This is a genomic window from Castellaniella sp., from assembly GCF_004321985.1.
Lineage (GTDB): Bacteria > Pseudomonadota > Gammaproteobacteria > Burkholderiales > Burkholderiaceae_B > Castellaniella.
The window spans coordinates 256,704-276,143 of the sequence record NZ_SCQN01000046.1 but is presented as its reverse complement, the minus strand read 5'-3'; the positions used below and the strand labels follow the sequence as shown (position 1 = coordinate 276,143).

At 62.3% G+C, this 19,440-nt stretch carries 21 protein-coding genes and 1 tRNA gene; 16 read left to right on the top strand and 6 right to left on the bottom strand.

Translation table 11 applies throughout. The annotated features are described in order from the left end of the window. Nucleotides 1–84 precede the first annotated feature (84 nt). From EPN31_RS12370 to EPN31_RS12305, 14 genes are all read left to right on the top strand, one after another. A complete protein-coding gene (locus EPN31_RS12370) occupies nucleotides 85–777 on the top strand; it encodes an MBL fold metallo-hydrolase (RefSeq protein WP_291773582.1) in 693 nt (230 codons plus the stop codon). Then, the gene (locus EPN31_RS12365; RefSeq protein WP_291773581.1) at nucleotides 774–1,445 is read left to right on the top strand and encodes a GntR family transcriptional regulator; all 672 of its coding nucleotides are present in this window, start codon (nucleotides 774–776) and stop codon (nucleotides 1,443–1,445) included. Before EPN31_RS12370 ends, EPN31_RS12365 begins: the two co-directional genes overlap by 4 nt. Beyond that, nucleotides 1,438–2,559, top strand: coding sequence for an NAD(P)/FAD-dependent oxidoreductase (locus EPN31_RS12360; protein WP_291773580.1), 1,122 nt, complete (start codon nucleotides 1,438–1,440; stop codon nucleotides 2,557–2,559). Before EPN31_RS12365 ends, EPN31_RS12360 begins: the two co-directional genes overlap by 8 nt. A 346-nt stretch (nucleotides 2,560–2,905) precedes the next feature. Continuing rightward, nucleotides 2,906–3,298, top strand: coding sequence for a CsgE family curli-type amyloid fiber assembly protein (locus EPN31_RS12355; RefSeq protein WP_291773579.1), 393 nt, complete (start codon nucleotides 2,906–2,908; stop codon nucleotides 3,296–3,298). After that, a complete protein-coding gene (locus tag EPN31_RS12350) occupies nucleotides 3,299–3,703 on the top strand; it encodes a curli assembly protein CsgF (protein WP_291773578.1) in 405 nt (134 codons plus the stop codon). Between the two features lie 27 nt (nucleotides 3,704–3,730). Beyond that, nucleotides 3,731–4,687, top strand: a complete 957-nt coding sequence (locus EPN31_RS12345) for a CsgG/HfaB family protein (protein WP_291773577.1) — start codon at nucleotides 3,731–3,733, stop codon at nucleotides 4,685–4,687. A 36-nt stretch (nucleotides 4,688–4,723) separates the two neighbouring features. Beyond that, nucleotides 4,724–5,278 (top strand): hypothetical protein, encoded by a 555-nt coding sequence (locus EPN31_RS12340; protein WP_291773576.1) that lies wholly within the window; start codon nucleotides 4,724–4,726, stop codon nucleotides 5,276–5,278. 95 nt (nucleotides 5,279–5,373) lie between these two features. After that, on the top strand, nucleotides 5,374–5,997 hold the full coding sequence (locus tag EPN31_RS12335; RefSeq protein WP_291773575.1) for a hypothetical protein: 624 nt from the start codon (nucleotides 5,374–5,376) through the stop codon (nucleotides 5,995–5,997). Nucleotides 5,998–6,096: 99 nt separating this feature from the next. Beyond that, nucleotides 6,097–6,414 (top strand): curli-like amyloid fiber formation chaperone CsgH, encoded by a 318-nt coding sequence (csgH, locus tag EPN31_RS12330; RefSeq protein ID WP_291773572.1) that lies wholly within the window; start codon nucleotides 6,097–6,099, stop codon nucleotides 6,412–6,414. Between the two features lie 25 nt (nucleotides 6,415–6,439). Then, nucleotides 6,440–8,890, top strand: a complete 2,451-nt coding sequence (gene pgaA, locus EPN31_RS12325; RefSeq protein WP_291773570.1) for a poly-beta-1,6 N-acetyl-D-glucosamine export porin PgaA — start codon at nucleotides 6,440–6,442, stop codon at nucleotides 8,888–8,890. Nucleotides 8,891–8,904: 14 nt separating this feature from the next. Further along, a complete protein-coding gene (gene pgaB, locus EPN31_RS12320; RefSeq protein ID WP_291773568.1) occupies nucleotides 8,905–10,929 on the top strand; it encodes a poly-beta-1,6-N-acetyl-D-glucosamine N-deacetylase PgaB in 2,025 nt (674 codons plus the stop codon). Between the two features lie 12 nt (nucleotides 10,930–10,941). Next, the gene (gene pgaC, locus EPN31_RS12315) at nucleotides 10,942–12,279 is read left to right on the top strand and encodes a poly-beta-1,6-N-acetyl-D-glucosamine synthase (RefSeq protein ID WP_291773566.1); all 1,338 of its coding nucleotides are present in this window, start codon (nucleotides 10,942–10,944) and stop codon (nucleotides 12,277–12,279) included. Next, nucleotides 12,276–12,782, top strand: coding sequence for a poly-beta-1,6-N-acetyl-D-glucosamine biosynthesis protein PgaD (gene pgaD, locus EPN31_RS12310; RefSeq protein WP_291773564.1), 507 nt, complete (start codon nucleotides 12,276–12,278; stop codon nucleotides 12,780–12,782). Before pgaC ends, pgaD begins: the two co-directional genes overlap by 4 nt. A gap of 71 nt (nucleotides 12,783–12,853) precedes the next feature. Next, entirely contained in the window at nucleotides 12,854–13,723 is an 870-nt protein-coding gene (locus EPN31_RS12305) for a LuxR C-terminal-related transcriptional regulator (RefSeq protein ID WP_291773562.1), read from the top strand. A gap of 61 nt (nucleotides 13,724–13,784) precedes the next feature. Here the strand turns inward: EPN31_RS12305 and bcsQ are convergent, their stop codons facing one another. From bcsQ to EPN31_RS12275, 6 genes are all read right to left on the bottom strand, one after another. Beyond that, nucleotides 13,785–14,507 carry a cellulose biosynthesis protein BcsQ gene (gene bcsQ / locus EPN31_RS12300; RefSeq protein WP_291773560.1) on the bottom strand — a complete coding sequence of 241 codons (723 nt, stop codon included), beginning with the start codon at nucleotides 14,505–14,507 and terminating at the stop codon, nucleotides 13,785–13,787. After that, on the bottom strand, nucleotides 14,504–14,746 hold the full coding sequence (locus EPN31_RS12295) for a hypothetical protein (RefSeq protein WP_291773558.1): 243 nt from the start codon (nucleotides 14,744–14,746) through the stop codon (nucleotides 14,504–14,506). The genes bcsQ and EPN31_RS12295 overlap by 4 nt, the downstream gene beginning before the upstream one ends. Before the next feature lie 246 nt (nucleotides 14,747–14,992). After that, a tRNA-Val gene (locus tag EPN31_RS12290) sits at nucleotides 14,993–15,067 on the bottom strand. A 60-nt stretch (nucleotides 15,068–15,127) separates the two neighbouring features. After that, complete coding sequence (gene dnaQ / locus EPN31_RS12285; RefSeq protein ID WP_291773556.1) at nucleotides 15,128–15,856, bottom strand: DNA polymerase III subunit epsilon; 729 nt, start codon at nucleotides 15,854–15,856, stop codon at nucleotides 15,128–15,130. Between the two features lie 18 nt (nucleotides 15,857–15,874). Then, the gene (gene rnhA, locus EPN31_RS12280; RefSeq protein WP_291773554.1) at nucleotides 15,875–16,327 is read right to left on the bottom strand and encodes a ribonuclease HI; all 453 of its coding nucleotides are present in this window, start codon (nucleotides 16,325–16,327) and stop codon (nucleotides 15,875–15,877) included. Then, nucleotides 16,320–17,069 carry a class I SAM-dependent methyltransferase gene (locus EPN31_RS12275; protein ID WP_291773870.1) on the bottom strand — a complete coding sequence of 250 codons (750 nt, stop codon included), beginning with the start codon at nucleotides 17,067–17,069 and terminating at the stop codon, nucleotides 16,320–16,322. The genes rnhA and EPN31_RS12275 overlap by 8 nt, the downstream gene beginning before the upstream one ends. 33 nt (nucleotides 17,070–17,102) lie before the next feature. On the opposite strand from EPN31_RS12275, the gene gloB reads away from it, so the two are divergent. Next, nucleotides 17,103–17,912, top strand: a complete 810-nt coding sequence (gene gloB / locus EPN31_RS12270) for a hydroxyacylglutathione hydrolase (RefSeq protein ID WP_291773552.1) — start codon at nucleotides 17,103–17,105, stop codon at nucleotides 17,910–17,912. Nucleotides 17,913–17,919: 7 nt separating this feature from the next. Beyond that, nucleotides 17,920–19,305, top strand: a complete 1,386-nt coding sequence (locus tag EPN31_RS12265; RefSeq protein ID WP_291773550.1) for a LysM peptidoglycan-binding domain-containing protein — start codon at nucleotides 17,920–17,922, stop codon at nucleotides 19,303–19,305. Nucleotides 19,306–19,440: the final 135 nt, after the last annotated feature.

The following is a 19,440-nucleotide window of genomic DNA, read 5'->3' as shown; positions in this document are numbered from 1 at the left end:
CGAGGCTATAGGGGGACGTGACACCAGCCGCACGCCGGGATATTATCGATACTACTATTGATAATAGAGGTCCAGGAGAGTGCAGTGTCCATCACCCATACAGTATTGGTCGAGGGCAACAGCCTGCGCTTCAAAGAGGGGTTCTTCGGGTTCTCCACCGTCGTGCTTCTGCGTGCAAGCGGTCACGACCCTGTCCTGTTCGATACCGGCCACCACTGCACCCGCCTTCAGGTGCTGAAGGCGCTCCAGCAAGAGGGCCTCACCCCCGAGTCCATCCGGACCGTGTTCCTTTCGCACCTGCATTTCGACCATGCGAACAACGCCGACCTCTTCCCGAACGCGACGATCTATGTCGGCGCCGCCGAATGGGACTACGCCTGGCACCCCGCTGCCGAGGATCCCTTCTGCAGCATCGGCATGAACACCTACTTTGCCCAGCGCAAGCTCGAACTCCTGCACGACGAGGAAGGCGAGCTCCTGCCCGGCCTGCACTACCGCCATGCACCCGGCCACACGCCAGGCAGCTACCTGCTGTACTACACACAAGACACCGGACAGCGCGTCGTCATCGCCGGTGATGCCTGCAAGACCTACCGGGAGCTCGCACAAGCTACATCCGCCAGCGAGTTCGACCCCGCCCATCGTTCCGCTTCCACTCTGCGCTGGATCGCCGATCACGCGGACGTCGTGGTGCCGGGCCACTATCCCGAACTGCGCAGGACACCCGCCGGCTGGGTATGGGACGAGCCCACCCGCCTCGAACTGATCGTACGATGACGTCTGCCCAGACCGTTTCCGCATCGGTCAACGATGTGGTGGAGCACATCGAGTCCGACATCATCTTCGGACGCCTGCGCCCCAACCAGGAACTCATCGAGGACGCGCTGATGGCCCGTTTCGAGGCCAAGCGCCACGTCGTGCGCTCGGCGCTGCGGGAACTTACGGTACGGCGGCTGGTCACCAAACCCCGTTCAAGATCCGCGCGCGTCAAGGACTTCACTGCCCAAGAGGTGCGCGAGATCTACCACATGCGCGCCTTGTTGCAACGCGATGCGGCCCACATCATGCCGCTGCCGGTACGCGCGCAAGACCTGGCCGCACTCAAGGAAATCCACGTGCGCCATGCAGCGGCCGCCACCGTGGGGGCGAACACGGACCTGATTCACCAGCTCAACGACGAATTCCATGATGCGCTCTTCGATCTGTGCCAGAACACGGAACTCTGCAAGGCCATCCGCTTCTACACCGAGGCCTCCAACCCCATCCGCTCATACGGCATTGCCGAGCGCAAGTGGCTCCTGCAGGCCATGCAGGATCACGCGGCGATGATCGCCGCCATCGAACACCAGGACAGGGCCACGCTCGAAACCCTGGTGGTGGAGCACATGCAGCCGACGCGCCGCCTCTGGGAAGCACGCCACGGGGAGCCGATCAGCCATGACTGACAGGGTGGATTGCGTCGTGATCGGCGCGGGCGTGGTCGGGCTGGCCGTGGCGCGCGCCTGTGCACGACGCGGCTGGGAAACCATCGTGCTGGAGGCGGCGGATGCCATCGGCACGCAGACCAGCTCGCGCAACAGCGAAGTCATCCACGCCGGGATCTACTATCCACAGGGCTCGCTGAAGGCCCACCTGTGCGTGCAGGGGCGGCTCGCCCTTTACGCCTACTGCAAACAACACGGTGTGGCCCACAAGAACTGCGGCAAGCTCATTGTCGCCACCCAGCCCTCGCAACTCGACGCCCTGCGCCACCTGAAGGCGAGCGCCGAAGGCAACGGCGTGACCAACCTGCAATGGCTGGACGCCGGCGCCGCCCGCGCCCGCGAGCCTGACCTGCATTGCACGGCCGCGCTCTGGTCGCCGTCCACCGGCATTGTGGACAGCCACGGCTACATGCTGGCTCTGCAGGGTGATCTCGAAGCTGCGGGTGGTGTGGTGGCGCTACGCTCACCCGTTGACGCGGCGGTGATCACCACCGACGGCGTCCGCCTGCAGGTGGGCGGCGACGAGCCCATGGAGCTGCTCGCGCGGCGCGTCGTGAACGCGGCCGGGCTGCAGGCCATCCCGCTCGCTCACCGTATCCACGGGCTGGATGTCGCCACCATTCCCGAGGGCCGCTACGCCAAAGGCAACTACTACGCGCTGGCCACGCGCGCGCCCTTTTCGCACCTGATCTATCCCATTCCGGAGCCCGGTGGACTGGGGGTACACCTGACACTGGATCTGGCTGGGCGCGCCCGTTTCGGCCCGGACGTCGAGTGGATGGACGCTCCTGGAGACTACAGCGTCGACCCTCGCCGGTCGGAGCACTTCTATGCATCCATCCGCCGCTACTGGCCGGAGCTGCCCGACAACTCGCTGCATCCCGATTACTGCGGAATACGGCCCAAGCTCGTCAGCACGACCGGCAAAGAGGCCGATTTCGTCCTGCAGGATGCCCGCGTACACGGCATCACCGGCCTGGTGAATCTGTATGGCATCGAATCGCCGGGGCTGACAGCATCGTTGGCGATTGCTGAGGATGTATGCGGGAAGCTGGAACGACCAGCACGCCGATGAATGCCTGCGCCGCGAGCGCCTGAAACAGGCCGCCCCCGGAACGACTGGCAATGGCGACACGATCCTGATCGCTGAGCACCAGCGTCTCAGTCGAATCTGATGGCCCGTCACGCTCGACACTCAGCCAAATAATGTGATTGATTAGTCCATTTGGTTGAGGTGTAGACCCCTTCCAGACAAACGGTCTAGCGTATCCACCCTATGGGTGCGGATTTTGCTGACTCGTACCATCGTGTCTACACATCACGGTTCGAAACGCTCAGCAAATGTTTCGTCCTGACACAGGAGGTTCGCCGTGCGGTTCTCCAGTCTTCGGTGCAGTGCCCTTGCCCTGGCTCTTCTGAGCATGGTGGCGGCCGCGCAGGAACCGGAGCCACCGAAGGCCCTGCTGGATCAGGGCCAGATCAATAACGATCCCCTCAGAGGGATAGTGATCAACCGGACGATGACCGTGATGGGTTGGGATTTTTATCAGAATTTTACGCAGGTCTGGCAGGCGTTGTATCCGGACTCGCAAGACACGTTGACCATCACCGAGCGACCCACCGCCCAGTTCGGCAGCGAGATCTGGATCAACTATTTGGATCAGACGATCTTTCACACATTTCTGTCACCCACCCGGTCGCGGGCGAGGGATGAGAGCCGGAATGCAGTGGAAGTCGTGCACAACAACATCGAGATCATCGACGCACAGCGGAAGTTTGTTCAGGACGCCGACCTGGGTCCCGAGGAGATGTAAATGAGCTTACATGAAATCAGGACTCACCTGCGGAAGACCCCCATCCGAACTGCGCTGGCGGTTGTTGCATCCTGCGCGCTGATGTCCGGCCCCGCGATGGCGGGCCAGCTGCAATACACACCGGTGAACCCGTCATTCGGCGGAAATCCACTCAACGGCGCCTACCTGCTGCAAAGCGCCCAGGCGCAGAAGCGATACCCGTACCCGATAGACGACCTCGGGCTCGACAACATCGGACAAATCCTGCAGACCAACAACGGATTCCTGATCCAGCGAGGCAACAACCTATATTGGGTCGACCTCAACGGAAACGCGCACCTCATCAACATGAACGGATCCGGCACGACAAGCACCACCCCACACACATCAGGCATCACCGGCACCACAAACATACCAATCAACTGACCCGGAAACCAACCCCGAGGATCTATCATGAGCACCCTTCAGATCTCGATCTTCCCAGCCGTATCCCGGGCTCGTCGCTTGGCCGTCAGTGCCCTGGCGTTGCTGACATTGTCGGCGTGCGCCTTGCAAAAGCCGATGAACGTCTCGAATGAAGCGCAACTGACTCCGGCGACGCCTTCGACGATCGACCTGATGAAGCTGCCACCTCCACAGCGCAGGATCGTGGCGGCCGTGTACGGGTTCCGGGATGAGACGGGCCAATACAGACCGTCACCCAGCAGCGCGTTTTCCACCGCGGTGACGCAGGGGGCCGCATCGATGCTGACGAAGGCGCTGAAGGATTCCGGCTGGTATATCCCGGTGGAGCGCGAAGGCCTGCAATCCCTGCTGACTGAACGTCGGGTTCTGCGCGCGGTCGACGATCACCCGCAAAACGGGGGTCAACCGCCTGCCAGCGTCCCGAACCTGCTGCCGGCGTCGATCATCCTGGAAGGCGGCATTGTCGCCTACGACACCAATACACGCACCGGGGGCCTGGGTGCCAAGTTCCTGGGTATCGGCTTGACAACCCAGTACAGCGTGGATCAGGTCACGATCAATCTGCGCGCGGTGGACGTCATGACCGGCGAGGTTCTGAACAGCGTCTCGACGACCAAGACCATCTGGTCGTACGAGATCCACCCCAGCTACTTCCGTTTCGTCAACTACTACGACCTGCTTGAGATCGAAGGAGGCTACACCAGTAATGAACCCGCCCAGCTCGCCGTCAAGGAAGCCATCGACGCCGCCGTCATGCACCTGACCGTCGAGGGAATCAAGAACAACCTCTGGCGTCTGAAGAACCCGTCCGACTGGAACAATCCCCTGCTTCAGCGCTATCTGAATACCGAAAAGAAGGAATACACGGTGACCGTGACCCCACGCCAGCCTGCCAAGCCGGAAACAGTGGTCACAACAGACGATGGCAAGGCATCCGCGCACTAAGCGCCCTGCCGCCCTCCGCCTGATCTGGAGTTCATCATGATCGAGTCCAAATCACATACCACAGGTCAGCCCGCCCGGCAGGGGCTGATTCTGAGCATCTTCGCGCTGCTAATTGCAGCCCCCCTGACGGGCTACTGCAGCAGTCCGGATCTTTCGTCCCTGTCGGAACTGCCGCCCACGGAGCTGGGCACGTCATCCTTGCGGGCCACGACCTTTCAGCAAGGCACCCTGAACACCAGCCACATCACCCAGAAAGGCGCCAATGCCATGGCGTCCACCTCCCAGGAAGGCATCAACAACCGCGCCACAGCCTCTCAGACCGGCATGAACAATGTCGCTGTCGTAGCCCAGTATGGAATGGGTAATGACGCTTCGATCACGCAAGCCGGTGGCAACGACTCCGGCGAGATCAATCAGAGAGGGATAGGAAACAAAGCCAGGCTGGAGCAGTACGCCAGCAATACCTCCGCAACCCTCAACCAGTTCGGAAACGCCAACCAGTTAATGGTTACCCAGGTAGCCCCGGGAGCGCTGCCGCCGATCACACAACTCGGCAACGGCCTGGTGCTGAAAGTCTTTCTATTCAAGTAAGTCCAACCCGCTTTCGTAATTACAAAGCTCGGTACCAAGACCGCCGGGTGGCGTATTTCTCAAACAGGTCTTGTTGACTCAACAGGAGTTTCACCATGAAAACCCAACTTTGCGCACTTGCATCCGGTCTTGCCCTGGCATTCGCAGGGACCGCGGCATTCGCAGGCAGCACTGGGAACACCTACCAGAATGGCTTCAATAATGACGCCGCCATCACACAGGCGTACAACGCCAGTGCATCGGCCTCCATCAATCAGATGGGTGACAGCCACGTCGCCAAGGCGACCCAGAACAACAACTGGTTTGGGCCTGCCACTATCGACATCACCCAGCGAGGCTATAACCAGTATGCCAATGCCACGCAAACACATACCGCCGGGTCCAATTCCAAGATCGTCCAGAAGGGTCAGCAGAACGTGACCAATACGACGCAGGAATACGCGGTGGGCGCGAAGTCCGATGTGTATCAGGATGGCTATAACAACACGGCCAACGTGAAGCAGTCGTGGACAAACGATGCGGATGCGAAGATCGTCCAGATCGACTACAGGAACGTTGCCAATGTCACGCAGAAGAATGGCTCGCACCAGATGGCCAACCTGTATCAGGAAGGCTCCCTGAATACCGCCACTGTCATGCAGACGGGTTCCAACCTGGGCGCAACGGCCGTCCAGATCGGCTCCTTCAACACGGCAACATTCACTCAGACAGGCTGGTAAGCCTTCGGCACCCCGCCCAGGGGCATTACCGGGCGGGCCTTCGGGCCACGCCTGGCCACTGGAACAGCATCTCGTGTGGTGAAGCACCGGGAGATGATCATGATGGCTGCAGATATGAACCTGCAAGTCTGGCTGGACACCGTACCTGGCACACAGCCGAGCGTGGTCATCCCCTACGTGCAAAGCCATGAAAATGGCACCGTCCGATATCAGCTGAGCGCCACCAAGCAGGGCATCAGCGGCACATCCACCATCAATCAAAGCGGCGACGTGCGGCTGAGGGCCAACACCCCCACCGCGCTCACACGTTTCTCCCTATCTGTCGGGGAACGGGACCACTGTGAGATCAAACTGGTTTTGTTTGCCAACGGTAACCGGGCGGGCAGCTATCAGTTCGAATGCCCGCAAGCCCAGTAAACCATGACTGACCGCGGGGCCCGCCTTGTCGAACTGCCTGTTACCCATTACGCTCACAATCTGTGCAGCCTTGGCATCGCCTGGCATGGCCTTGTGTGCTCCCGCACAAGACTATGACACGCTGATACAACAGGCGCGCGCCGGTGACTATTCCCCGGCGCTGACCATGCTGCGGCAGCGCCTTCGACAGACCCCCGACGATCGCCGCGTTCTCGGTGATTACATCCTGATTTCGGGCTGGGCGGGCCACAGCAAGGCAATCACTCAGGCCTATGAACAGGCCGAGTCCCCCGGAAACCTGTCGTCCCAGGCCCTGAACACGGTGGCGCGCGCCTATCGCGACACGCAACGCTGGAACAATGCGATCACCCTCTTTCAGCAGGGCGAACGACGGTTCCACAATCAGCCTGCATTTACCTACGGCCACATCATGACTCTGGCCGACGCCGGCCGCACGGATGACGCGATCCGAGGCGGCCGTCAGCTCGTCGCCCAGCAACCCAGGAATGCCGACAGCCATCTGGCACTGGACTACGCCTATGTCCAAGCGGGGCAGCCCTACGCTGCGCTGGAACAGGCGTCGCAGGCCTACGATCTGGCACCGGCCAGGCCTTACGTGATGCGCGCCTACATCCTGGCGCAGCAGCGCGCGCAACTGCCCCAGGCGGCGCTGCGCATGACACAGGCCCACCCCGGCGTGATGGACCCCGCCCAGACCCGCTCGCTGCAGGCCGATGTCGCCGCCCAGCTGACCCGGGCGGCATCCGCGGATTCCCGGGGCGAGGCCAGCCGTTTCGCCCTGGCCGACCAGGCGCTGTCCCTGTATGACCGGCTGATTGCTGAATGGCGGGCCATGGGGCCGACAGCCCGGGCGGACGTCCAGCGCGCCGAGGCAGACCGCCTGCAGGCCCTGCACGCCCGCCGCCGCATGCGGGACGTCGTGACCAGCTACGACGCAATGCGGGCCAACGGCACCCCGGTGCCCAGTTATGTGCTGGGGGATGTGGCTTCCGCCTATCTGTATCTCCAACAGCCAGAAAAAGCCGCCCCCTTGTTCCAGCAGTCGCTGGCGACCATACATCAAAACCGTACCTCGGCCAACCGGCTGGCCGATCAGAGCGGCCTGTTCTACGCGCTGACCGAATCCAATCAGGATGACGCGGCCAACGCCGGGATGGACCGCGCCATCCAGGAGCAACCGATCTGGAACTACTACAAGGGTACCCCGGTGCGTGAGCCCAATCCCTTGCGCATGGACGCTGAACTGACCCGCGCCCAGGGCTATCTCTACGAAGGCGACTCGGTACGGGCGCAACAAACACTCGACCAGATGGTGGCGGCAGCCCCAGACAACACCAACATCCGGACGATGCGCGCCGGGGTCTACCGGGCGCGGGATCTGCCGCACCACGCGGAACGCGATCTGAAAATCGCGGAATCCCAGATGCCACGATCCATCGGGGTCGAGGTGGGCCAGGCCGAAACTGCCCTGGCATTGCAGGAATGGCACCAGGCAAAACTGCTGCGCGACGACGTGGCGGCGCGCGCCCCCGAAGACACCACGGTCCAGCGGCTGGCGCGGGAATGGGAGGTGCACAACATGGCCGAGTGGCGGATGACCGCCAGCCGCGGCGTGACGACCAACAGTCCCGTGCTGGGCAGCCACGAATGGAACCTAGACACGGTGCTGTATTCGCCGCCTATCGACGAAAACTGGCGGGTGTTCGCCGGCACCGGCTATTCCCAGGGCGAATTCGACGAAGGCAACGGCTATTACGGTTGGGCGCGAGCCGGGGCCGAATGGCGCAGTCGGGTTGTCACGGCCCAGGCGGAAGTCTCCGGCAACCGCTACGGTTATGGCACGAAGACCGGCGCGGCCGCGTCGGTCTTCGTGGATCTGAACGATCACTGGCAAGTAGGCGCCGGCGCGGCTCTGCTGTCCAGAGACACACCGCTGCGCGCGCTGAAGCACAACATCACGGCCAACAGCCTGAATGCGTCCCTGCGCTGGCGGGGCGACGATCGCCGCGAATGGGTCCTGACGATCACTCCCTCGTTCTTTTCCGACGGCAATAATCGCCTGGAAGCCAGCCTGTCCGGCCGCCAGCGCCTGTACACCGCACCGAAGGTGAAAGTAGACGCGCTGTTGAATCTGTCCGGCTCGCACAATACGGCGGACGACGCGCCCTACTTCAACCCAAAGTCCGACCTGACAGTTCTGCCCGCCCTGCAGATCACACACACGCTGTACCAGCGCTACGAGAACCGCTGGGAACAGCAATTCCTGCTGGGCGTGGGCACCTATTCGCAACGGAACTTCGGCACTGGGGGCATCGTCACGGTCGGCTATGGCCAACGCTACCGCTACAACGACGTTCTGGACGTCGGTTTCATGATCACAGGCACGTCGCGTCCCTACGATGGTCAGCGGGAACGTGACTACAACTTCCTCGTCAACATGACGTACCGATTCTGAGACAGGAGTACGCCATGCAATCCTTCGCCTCCTTCCGCCTGCGTTTGCTTCTGCTGTCGTTCGGCGTGGTTCTGCTGACCGGCTGCGCGCGCGATGTCCCGACCTTTACCCCGCCCGCCGAACGACCGGTGGCACGCATCGACCAGCCCTGGCCTCACAATGCCCTGCTGACACTGGCCTACCACGACATCGAAGACAAGGACCCCGACCAGCGCTTCGTGGCGGTGCGCACGGACCTGTTCGTCGCCCAGATGGGATGGCTGCACGACAACGGCTACCAGCCAGTCTCCGTGGACCAGATCCTGAAGGCCCACGCCGGCGGCAAACCGCTACCGCCCAAGGCCGTGCTGCTCACCTTCGACGATGGCTTCCGCAGTTTCTACACCCGTGTGTTCCCCTTCCTGAAATCCATGAACTGGCCCGCCATCTGGGCGCCGGTAGGCGCATGGGTCGGCACGCCCGACGACAAACCGGTGCATTTCGGCAACGCGGAGATCCCCCGGGAACGCTTTGCCACCTGGGACCAGGTCCGGCAGGTCGCCCGATCAGGCCTGGTCGAGATTGCCTCACATACCGAAAACCTGCATCGCGGCATCCCAGGCAACCCCACAGGCAACCTGGAACCTGCCGCCACCACCCACCGGTATGACGCGAAGACGCGCACCTACGAGACCGATGCCGCCTATCGCCAGCGCATCGGCAGCGATGTTGAACAGATCACCCGGAAACTTCGCGAGGTAACCGGAAAATCGCCACGCGTGTGGATCTGGCCCTATGGCGCCGCCAACGGAGAAACCCTGGACCTCATCCACAAGCATGGCTATCAGATGGCACTGACCCTCGATGACGGCCTGGGCAGTACGGATCATCCAATGTCGATTCCCCGATTGCTGGTGACGGATTCGCCGGGTGTCTCCGCATTTTCCCAAGCCGTCCTGCGAGCTGAGGCGCGCCCCCGCATGCGTGTGACACAGGTGGATCTGGACTACGTCTACGATCCAGATCCGGCCCAGATGGACAAGAACCTGGGGGCTCTTGTGCAGCGGATTGCCGATCTGCAAGTCAGCACGGTCTTCCTGCAGGCCTTCGCCGACCCCACCGGCGACGGGCTGGCGCGCGAGGTCTATTTCCCCAACCATTGGCTGCCCATGCGCGCGGACCTGTTCAACCGCGCAGTCTGGCAGTTGCAGACGCGTGCGCACGTCGCGGTCTACGCCTGGATGCCGGTCCTCAGCTTCAATCTGTCGCCCATGATCGCCCGGGTCAGTCGCTGGGATCCCGACCATCCCAATGCCGCCCCACGCCCGGACCCCACCCAGTACCAGCGCCTGTCGCCCTTCGCCCCAAAGGCGCGCGCCGAGATCACCGGCCTGTACGAGGACCTGGCGCGCAGCGCCCCGATCGACGGCATCCTGTTCCATGATGACGCGCTGCTCAGCGACTTCGAGGACGCTAGCCCGCCCGCGCTGGCCGCGTACCGCCAGGCTGGCCTACCGGATTCCATCCAGGCGCTGCGGGCGGACCCGGCCACCCTGCAACGTTGGACCCGCTTCAAGAGCCAGGCACTGATCGATTTCACCAAGATGCTGACCGAACACGTCCGAGCCGTCCGGGGGCCGCAGGTCAGGACCGCCCGCAATCTGTACTCCAAGCCGATTCTGAATCCGGCCAGCGAGACCTGGTTCGCGCAGAATCTGGGCGATTTCCTGAAGACCTACGACTGGACCGTTCCCATGACCATGCCTCTGATGGAACAGGTCCACACATCAAGATCCATGGCCTGGATCGATCGTCTGGTCGCCGCTGTCAGCCGGCACCCAGGCGCCCTGGACCACACAGTCTTCGAGCTCCAGGCCCGCGACTGGAACCTGCCCGGCCAACCACCCGTATCTAGCCACATCTTGGCCGGCTGGATGCAGCACTTGCAGCGACTGGGCATTCAGAATTTCGGCTACTACCCCGACGATTTCGTGGAAAACCAGCCGGTACTGAAAATCATTCGGCCGGCTATCTCGAATGCCTGGTATCCCTACCGATAAGGAGGATCCGTGATGACAGATCGACTGCTTGCCTTTCTAATCCTGTGCGTGGTGCTCGGCGCGCCTTTCGGGGCGGCCCTGCTGTGGACGGGCGACCTGATCCTGGACTTCGTATTCCTTTACCCTCTGTTCATGTCGGGGTTGTGGATGTTCGGCGGCCTGTATTACTGGTTGCACTGGGAACGTCATCAGCCCTGGGGGCCTGACGTCGCACCACCCGAACTCAAGGGCGGCCCGCTGGTCTCGATCCTGATTCCCTGTCACAACGAAGCCGAGCATGGTGCCGAAACGATCCTGGCGGCGCTGGACCAACGTTATCTGCGGGTGGAAGTCATCGCCATCGATGACGGCTCCACCGACAACACCGGGGCCATAGTGGACGAACTAGCCACCGGACACCGCCGGCTGCACATCGTCCACCTGGCGCAGAACCAGGGCAAGGCCATGGCTCTGCGCATGGGTGCGCTGGCAGCCCGCAGCGACTATCTGGTCTGCATCGACGGTGACGCCATCCTGGATCGCGATGCAGTGAACTACCTGGTCGCCCCGTTGCTCGAGCACCCACGTGTCGGCGCCGTCACAGGCAACCCTCGCGTGCGCACGCGCTCGACGTTGATCGGCCGCATCCAGGTCGGCGAGTTTTCCTCAATCGTAGGACTGATCAAGCGCACCCAGCGGGTCTACGGTCAGATCTTCACAGTTTCGGGCGTCGTGGCAGCTTTCCGGCGCAGCGCGCTGGACCGGGTCGGCTACTGGAGCCTGGATATGGTGACAGAAGACATCGATATTAGCTGGAAGCTGCAACGCGACCACTGGTCAATCTTCTTCGAACCGCGGGCACTGTGCTGGATCCTGATGCCCGAAACGCTGGGGGGCCTATGGAAGCAGCGCCTGCGCTGGGCCCAGGGGGGTGCCGAGGTCTTTCTGAAGAACGTGCCAAACATCTGGTCCTGGCATAACCGCCGCCTGTGGCCCATGGTGCTGGAGTACTGCATTTCAGCGATCTGGGCCTTTGCCCTGATCCTGTCCATCGTCCTGTGGACGATAGGACTGTTCGTGACACTGCCCAATCACATCCACATCGAGACGCTGATCCCCCCGGCATTCACCGGCATGGTCCTGGCCATGGCCTGCCTACTGCAGTTCTGCCTCAGCGTCTTCATCGACCATCGCTATGAACGCAATCTGAGCCATTCCCTGTACTGGGTCATCTGGTACCCACTGGCCTACTGGATGGTCAATCTGCTGACCACCCTCTGGAGCTTCCCCAAGGTCATGCTCAAGCATCATCGTCGCTGCCGGGCTCGCTGGGAAAGCCCCGACCGCGGCATCAAGGCGCCCACATCATGATGATCATCAAGACTCCCCGCACCAGAGCCGTCGCTCTGATCGACTTCCTGCTGACCGCTCTGGCCTGGTTCGCGTTCTGCTATCTGTTCGCGGCAGGTATCCGGCCCATCCTGGAGGGCAGGATACATGGCCTCACCGCCCCTATCGCCTCGCAGCTGCTGCCTCATGCGCATACCCTGTTGGTCTACGCACTGGTGGCGGTCGGCATCGCGCTGCTGCTGCTCGCCTGGGCCGGCTACAACGCCCTGCGGTTTGGCGGGCTGGACCGGCGCAAACCTCCGACCATCCTGACCGACGCGGATCTGGCAGCCAGCTTCAGCATCGACCCCGCGCAACTAAAGGTGCTGCATGACAGCCAGATCACCTGCGTCCACCATACGGACGAAGGTCAGATCAGCCTGATTGATTTCGCACGCGAGCGTCACCCTCCCGACAATGTGGTGCAAATGCCCCGGACCGCTGCGGACAACCGTTACCGTGAAGAAATGAGTCAACCCTCATAAGACAAGGATTGCTAAACCTTGCATTCGGATAAACAATGACAAACGTTTGAACACTCGATAAGGGGCCCACGATGGCGAACGTCATCGTAGTAGAGCCCAATACGCTGCTGCGTTTGGGTATCTTGAAGCTGCTGCAGACCCTAGACCGCGCGCTTGTCACGACGGGCATCGATTATGCTCAGCTATTCCAGGGCGCCCCCCAGAAGGCGAACACTGATCTGATGCTGCTGTCCGTGCCCGGGGCGTACGACAAGATGATCGAACTTGTGTCGGCGGCCCAGCAAGGCTACACGCCAAACCGCATCCTGCTGCTGTCCGATACCCAGACGCTACCCTATTCCGTACTCAATCTGCCACCGATGCTGGCCGGGTACATTTCCAAGTACTCGTCACAGGATGTGCTAAAGACATCCATCATGCTGGTCCTGGCGGGCGGAAAATGTTTCCCGCATCCGGATATGTTCCACCAGGCTGGCGCTGGCGAAGGCGCCATATCTCCCGACTGCGGAGCACCACCAAAGCGCCGATGGTATGACAGGCACGAAACACCCACCAGCGCCAGGATCGACGAGCCCCAGCCCGACAACCTGCTGCACCATCCAAAAGCCGCGCCCGCGGCACCCAAACCACAGACCGAACTTCGCCAGGCGGAACTGGTCGGACTGACCACAAGCCAGGCCCTGACACCCGACCTCATCAGCCGGGAGGCGGACATGCTGCATCTGACCCCACGTCAGTACGAAGTGCTGGCCCTGCTGGCCAAAGGCTTTCCCCTGAAGAAAATCAGCCGCGAACTTAATATCTCGATCGCCACGGCCAAGACCCATACCGAGGCCTTGTATCAGCGGCTGTCCGTCAACAACCGCAATGCAGCGGTCTACGCTGCGGTATCCAGGGGAGCCACGCTCGGCTGGCACGAGTCACATGTCTCCGGCCCTTAACCGGTCGAATAGCCCTGCCTCCAGACGATGCCGGGTTCCCTCGGTCTGGTCTCGACATCCATCAGGCCGCGGACGACCGGGCAGACAGACACCATTGCGCCAGGGTCCGGGCCGCCTGGCTGGCGGCCGCGTCCGGCAAGTAGCGGGTCACAGGCCTTTTGTACGCCAGTGCTTCATGCAAGCTTTCATCTCGATAGACAGGTTGCGTCAGTACACGCGCCCCATAGCGGCAATGCCAGTCCAGAACGACGTCGCAGGCCAGTTGCCGCCCAGGATCGAAGTCATTGATCAGCAGATGGCTGGTTGCTTCCAGCCCAATTTGCGCCAACAGGACATGGGCGGCGATGTCCGGACGCGCCACCAGCACGTCCAGCGTACTGCGAAATCGCAGAGCCGGCGCCAGCCGGTTAGGGTACGGGGGGCAGTCGAAGAGCGCCCAGTCGAAGTCCTGGTCCAGATCCGGCAGCACCTGGAGCCAGAAATCATCACCGCGCAGCAGGTGCGATACTCCCGATTCCTCAATCGCCTTGCGGCCGAACGGCACCAACGTCAGATGGTCGTCGAGCTGGAATGCCTGCTGCCGCCAGTCGGACGGGAACAGAGATACCACCCAGCCATGCCCGTCCGCGTGAGGCACGTCGAAATGCAGCCGCAGCAGGTCCGAGGCGTTCAGATCTACCAGCAATACCCGTTGATCGAGCGCATGCAGCGCATCGCCCAGCATCCCCGTGATGGTCGTAGTTCCGCAGCCCCCCCGCACACCGGTCAGGGTCATGAGATTCATGACGAGACTCCGGAGGCAGAATCCAGCTCGACGGGCGCATTGCCTTTCTCAGCAAGCGACCGATCGATTTCCGCGAGCAGGGGCCAGCGAGCCAGCGCTTCCTTGTGAGCTTCATGCGTGGCCACCTCGATCATGCGTGACACCGGCCCCACCGGATGCGATTGTGCATCGACGAAGTCATCCGCCTGCCCTCGGGAGGCCTGCGCAACAAGAAGTGGGGGGAAGGTCGGGTGTCTCACGGTACGATCTCCTACCTCTATCGCACGTACGGGAGTCACAGTCTCGGGGGATTCACGACATCCTGTGTCGGATCATGATAAAGGTTTTCTGTCGGTGTCTGCGAGGGGCAGATGGCCGACCAGCCGTTCGGATGAGGCCCGCACATAGAGAGGAGAGTCCCTGCAGGAATCCGGGACCCGATGTCGGGCAAGGACATTGGCGCATGCCTATCGGTGCCTGAAGATTCTGGGATATTTGGGGGAAACTGGTGGGCGGTACTGGTATCGAACCAGTGACCTCTGCCGTGTGAAGGCAGCGCTCTACCCCTGAGCTAACCGCCCAGTTGGACGCCACCCGGAATTGCGCGGAACGCGCGGGGTGGCCAACTGGAAAGACAGCGATTATACACGATCGGAACCAAGCCCCAGCCGGCGCCAGAGGCTCTGACCGCCGACGGCCTTATCCAGCTCATCCAGGTAGGCTTCGTGGGCCTGCAGGTCCTGCTCACTGACGGAAACCACCGCCAGGCCCGACGCATCAAACCCAGACTGCGCCGAGCTGGCGCCACCCTCGGGACCAACGGCGCCATCCAAGCCGTCGCCAAGCAGCGAATCCTGGCCGCGCGTCATGGCCAGCCAGACCTCGCCCAGCAACTCCGCATCCAGCAAGGCGCCGTGCAGCGTACGATGCGCATGCGAAATGCCGAATCGCTCGCACAGCGCATCCAGGTTGTTGCGCTTGCCAGGGAACATCTCGCGCGCGACCAGCAGCGAATCGGTGATCTCCGCGCAAAGCGTCGGGAACTCCGGCAAGGACGCGCGTTCAAGCTCCGCACTCAGGAACTTCACGTCGAAGGCCGCGTTATGAATGATGACCTCGGCATCCTTCACGAAGCTGGCGAGCTGGTCCGCGATTTCTGGAAAGCGCGGATGCTCTGACAGAAACTCGGTCGTCAGTCCATGAATCCTGAGCGCATCCGGATCACTGTCGCGATCGGGATTCAGATACAGGTGCAAATGGTGATCTGTCACCCGGCGATTGACGATTTCCACGCAGCCGATCTCCACCACGCGATGGCCCTGATCGGGTTCCAGGCCCGTGGTTTCAGTATCGAGTACGACTTGACGCATGAGATCTCCGTGGGGGAATCAGGCAACCGTCGTCTGCAGTTCCGCGACGCCCTGATTGGCCAGCGCATCCGCGCGCTCGTTGCCGGGGTCGCCCGCATGGCCCTTCACCCAGCGCCAGTGTAGTTCATGGCTGGATGCCAGTTCGTCCAGCGCCTGCCACAGATCGGCGTTCTTCACGGGTTTCTTGTCGGCCGTACGCCACTGGCGGCGCTTCCAGTTGGGCAACCATTCCGTCATGCCCTTATTTACATAGACCGAGTCCGTATGCACCGTCACCACACACCGCCGCTTGAGCGCGCGCAAGGCCTGGATGACCGCCATCAGCTCCATGCGATTATTCGTGGTGAGGGCCTCGCCGCCGTGCAGCGTTTTCTCGCGGGCGCCCTGGCGCAGCAGCACACCCCAGCCACCGGGGCCGGGATTGCCCTTGCATGCGCCGTCGGTCCAGATATCCACGACGGGATCATCCATGATCATCCTTCAATTGGTTCGCAACGGGGGCGACGGCCGCCCGACGGCCGCGGCGGCGCTTCCCGCCCCGCCATGCCGGCCCCACCAGACGCATCCCGATGACACGCTTGACGGCCGCGATGGCGTAAACCGCACCGGCCGCCGGCCACCAACGGTCGCCCGCGTGTTCCATGAAATGCCAGCGCTGCAACCAGGCCTGCGTCGCACACAAGGGAACATAACAACCGAAACGCCCGCGATCGAGCTCGAAGGATAGCAGCTTGAACCAGTCCTTCAGACGCGACGGCGATACCTGGGAGGGCACAGGCACCGGCAGCCGCAACGCAAGCCCGGGCAAGGATTCACGCACGCCCCACAGGCTGTATGGGTTGAAGCCCGTGATCACCACTCGGCCCTCGGGCATGAGTACCCGCTCGACCTCGCGCAGAACCTGATGCGGGTCCTCGCACCATTCCAGGGTATGCGGCATCACCATGAGGTCGATGCTCTGGCCATCGAATGGAAGCTGTTCGGGTTCGCAGATCAGGCGTCCGGCCCGTTGACCGAAAGGCGCACTGGGGCTGTGCGCCCAGGCCTTGTAGGGGATGCGGTTGGCCTGGAGCAAGTCCCAATGCGGCAGGCCGATTTGTATGGCATGATAGCCGAACGCATTGGTTACCATGGCATCGACCTGGCGCTGTTCCCAGGCCCGCACATATTGCCCCATCGGGGTTTCCAGCCATTGCGCCAATTCGATCGGCATTGCGCGCTGTAGTGCCACCCCGACTCCTTTGCCATGAAACTGATTGCTCCAGCCGACGATGCGCCGGCCACCTTGATCCCGATTCCCGCACTGGCGGACAACTATATCTGGATGGTACAGAAAAATGGCCACGCACTGATCGTCGACCCCGGAGAACCCGCCCCCGTCGAAGCACTGCTGTCTCACGGCCTGACGCTGGAAGCCATTCTGATCACCCACCACCACAACGACCACACGGGCGGGGTGCGTGCATTACAACAGCGAACCGGCGCGCGCGTCTACGGGCCCCGCGCCGAAAATCTCCCGGCCTGCGACGTGCCTCTGTCCGAAGGCGACCAGGTGGACCTGCCGGGAATCGGCCTGCAGTTCCATGTGCTGGACATCCCCGGCCACACCGCGGGCCATATCGCCTACGTGGGCTTCATCGACGCCGAACGCCCGGTGATTTTCTGCGGCGATACGCTGTTTGCAGCGGGATGCGGGCGCCTCTTCGAAGGCACCCCTGCACAAATGCTCGAATCCTTGAGTAAAATCGGAAACTTGCGACCTGAGACCCTGGTCTGTTGCGCACACGAATACACCGCTGCCAACATACGCTGGGCCTTGCAGGTCGAACCCGATAACGTGGCCTTGCAGGCACGGGCTCGGGACACTGCCAGATTGCGTGCACAGAACCAGCCGACGCTGCCGTCGCGCCTGGATTTGGAACTGCAGACGAATCCGTTCATGCGCACCTGGCAGCCGGAAGTACGCGCAGCAGCAGACCATAGGGCCGCCCGCCGCCTGGATAGCCCACAAGCCGTCTTTGCTTGTCTGAGACAATGGAAAAACGATTTCAAATGATCCACCCATGAAAATCCTGCGATTTCTTCTACCCCTGGTTCTGGTGGTTCTGGCGGGGTGCGCCACTCACCGACAGGAAGCCAACCAGGGCGGAGCCTACATCGCACAGGACACCTCCCGGACCGTCGATCTGACGAACCCGCCCCGCGACATGTGGGACCGCATCCGACGGGGCTTTGCCATCCCCAACCTGCACAGCGAGCGGGTCGACTACTGGACCGATTACTACGCCTCGCACCCGCAATCCGTGCTCCTCATGAGCCAACGGGCGGGAAAATACCTCTACTACATCGTCGACGAACTGAACCGCCGCGGCCTGCCGACCGAGCTGGCCCTGCTGCCCTTCGTGGAATCCGCCTACGATCCGACCGCGCTGTCGCGATCCCAGGCCTCCGGTCTGTGGCAATTCATCCCCAGCACCGGCCTGCACTACAACCTGGAACAGGATTGGTGGCGCGACCAGCGCCGCGATCCGGTCGCATCCACCCAGGCGGCACTGAATTATCTGACGTACCTGTATGACCTGCAGGGCGACTGGTACCTGGCGCTGGCGTCCTACAACTGGGGCGAAGGCGCGGTCAAACGGTCCATGGACAAAGCCGAGTCCCAGGGCATCGTGCCAACCTACCTGACGATCGACCTCCCGGACGAGACTCGCAACTATGTCCCCAAACTGCAGGCGATCAAGAACATCATCGCGCGCCCCAACAAGTTTGGAATCGTGCTGCCCAATGTCAGCAACACGCCCTACTTCACCACTGTCCACAAGTCCCGTGACATGGACATTGCCGTGGCAGCCGCCCTGGCGGAAATGCCGCTGGACGACTTCCGGGCGCTGAACCCGTCGTTCAACCGCCCCGTGATCCTGGGCAGGCACAACCCAGCCCTGCACCTGCCGCTGGACAAGGTCCAGACCTTCAATAGCAACCTGGCAGCATACAGCGGCAATCTGGCATCCTGGGAATTGGTCCAACCCAAGCGCGGCGAATCACTGACCACCATCGCCCGGCAGCACGGCATCACGGTAGACCAGCTTCGCGCGGCCAATGCCTTGAGCAATCGCACGACCCGAGCCACCACGGCGTTGCTGGTCCCCAGACAGGCGGCTCCATCCAGCGGCGTGCAATTCGTCTCCTACCAGCCCCAGGCAATCGACACCCCCAAACGTGAGATCAGCAGGCCCGCCGCCAGCGTACGCAGCACGGGCCGCAATTACCCGCGCCGCGAACCAGTGGCCCGCACGCACACCATCCAACGCGGCGACACGCTGTATTCCCTGGCTCGCCGCTACAACACTTCGGTAGACGCCCTGCGCAAGCTGAACAACCTGAGGAACACGTCGCTCTCGACCGGCCAACGCATCCGAGTCCCCGGAGCGGATGTACAGGGGTGAGTGTGGACTTGTCATCGCCCCTGCGGGCGATGACAAGCCTCACGAACCGGCATGGCTTGCAAGCCATGCCGTGGGGGCAACTAAGGAGCCGCATGCAAGCGGCGAGGTGGAACGAGTGTGGGTAAACTATGGCCC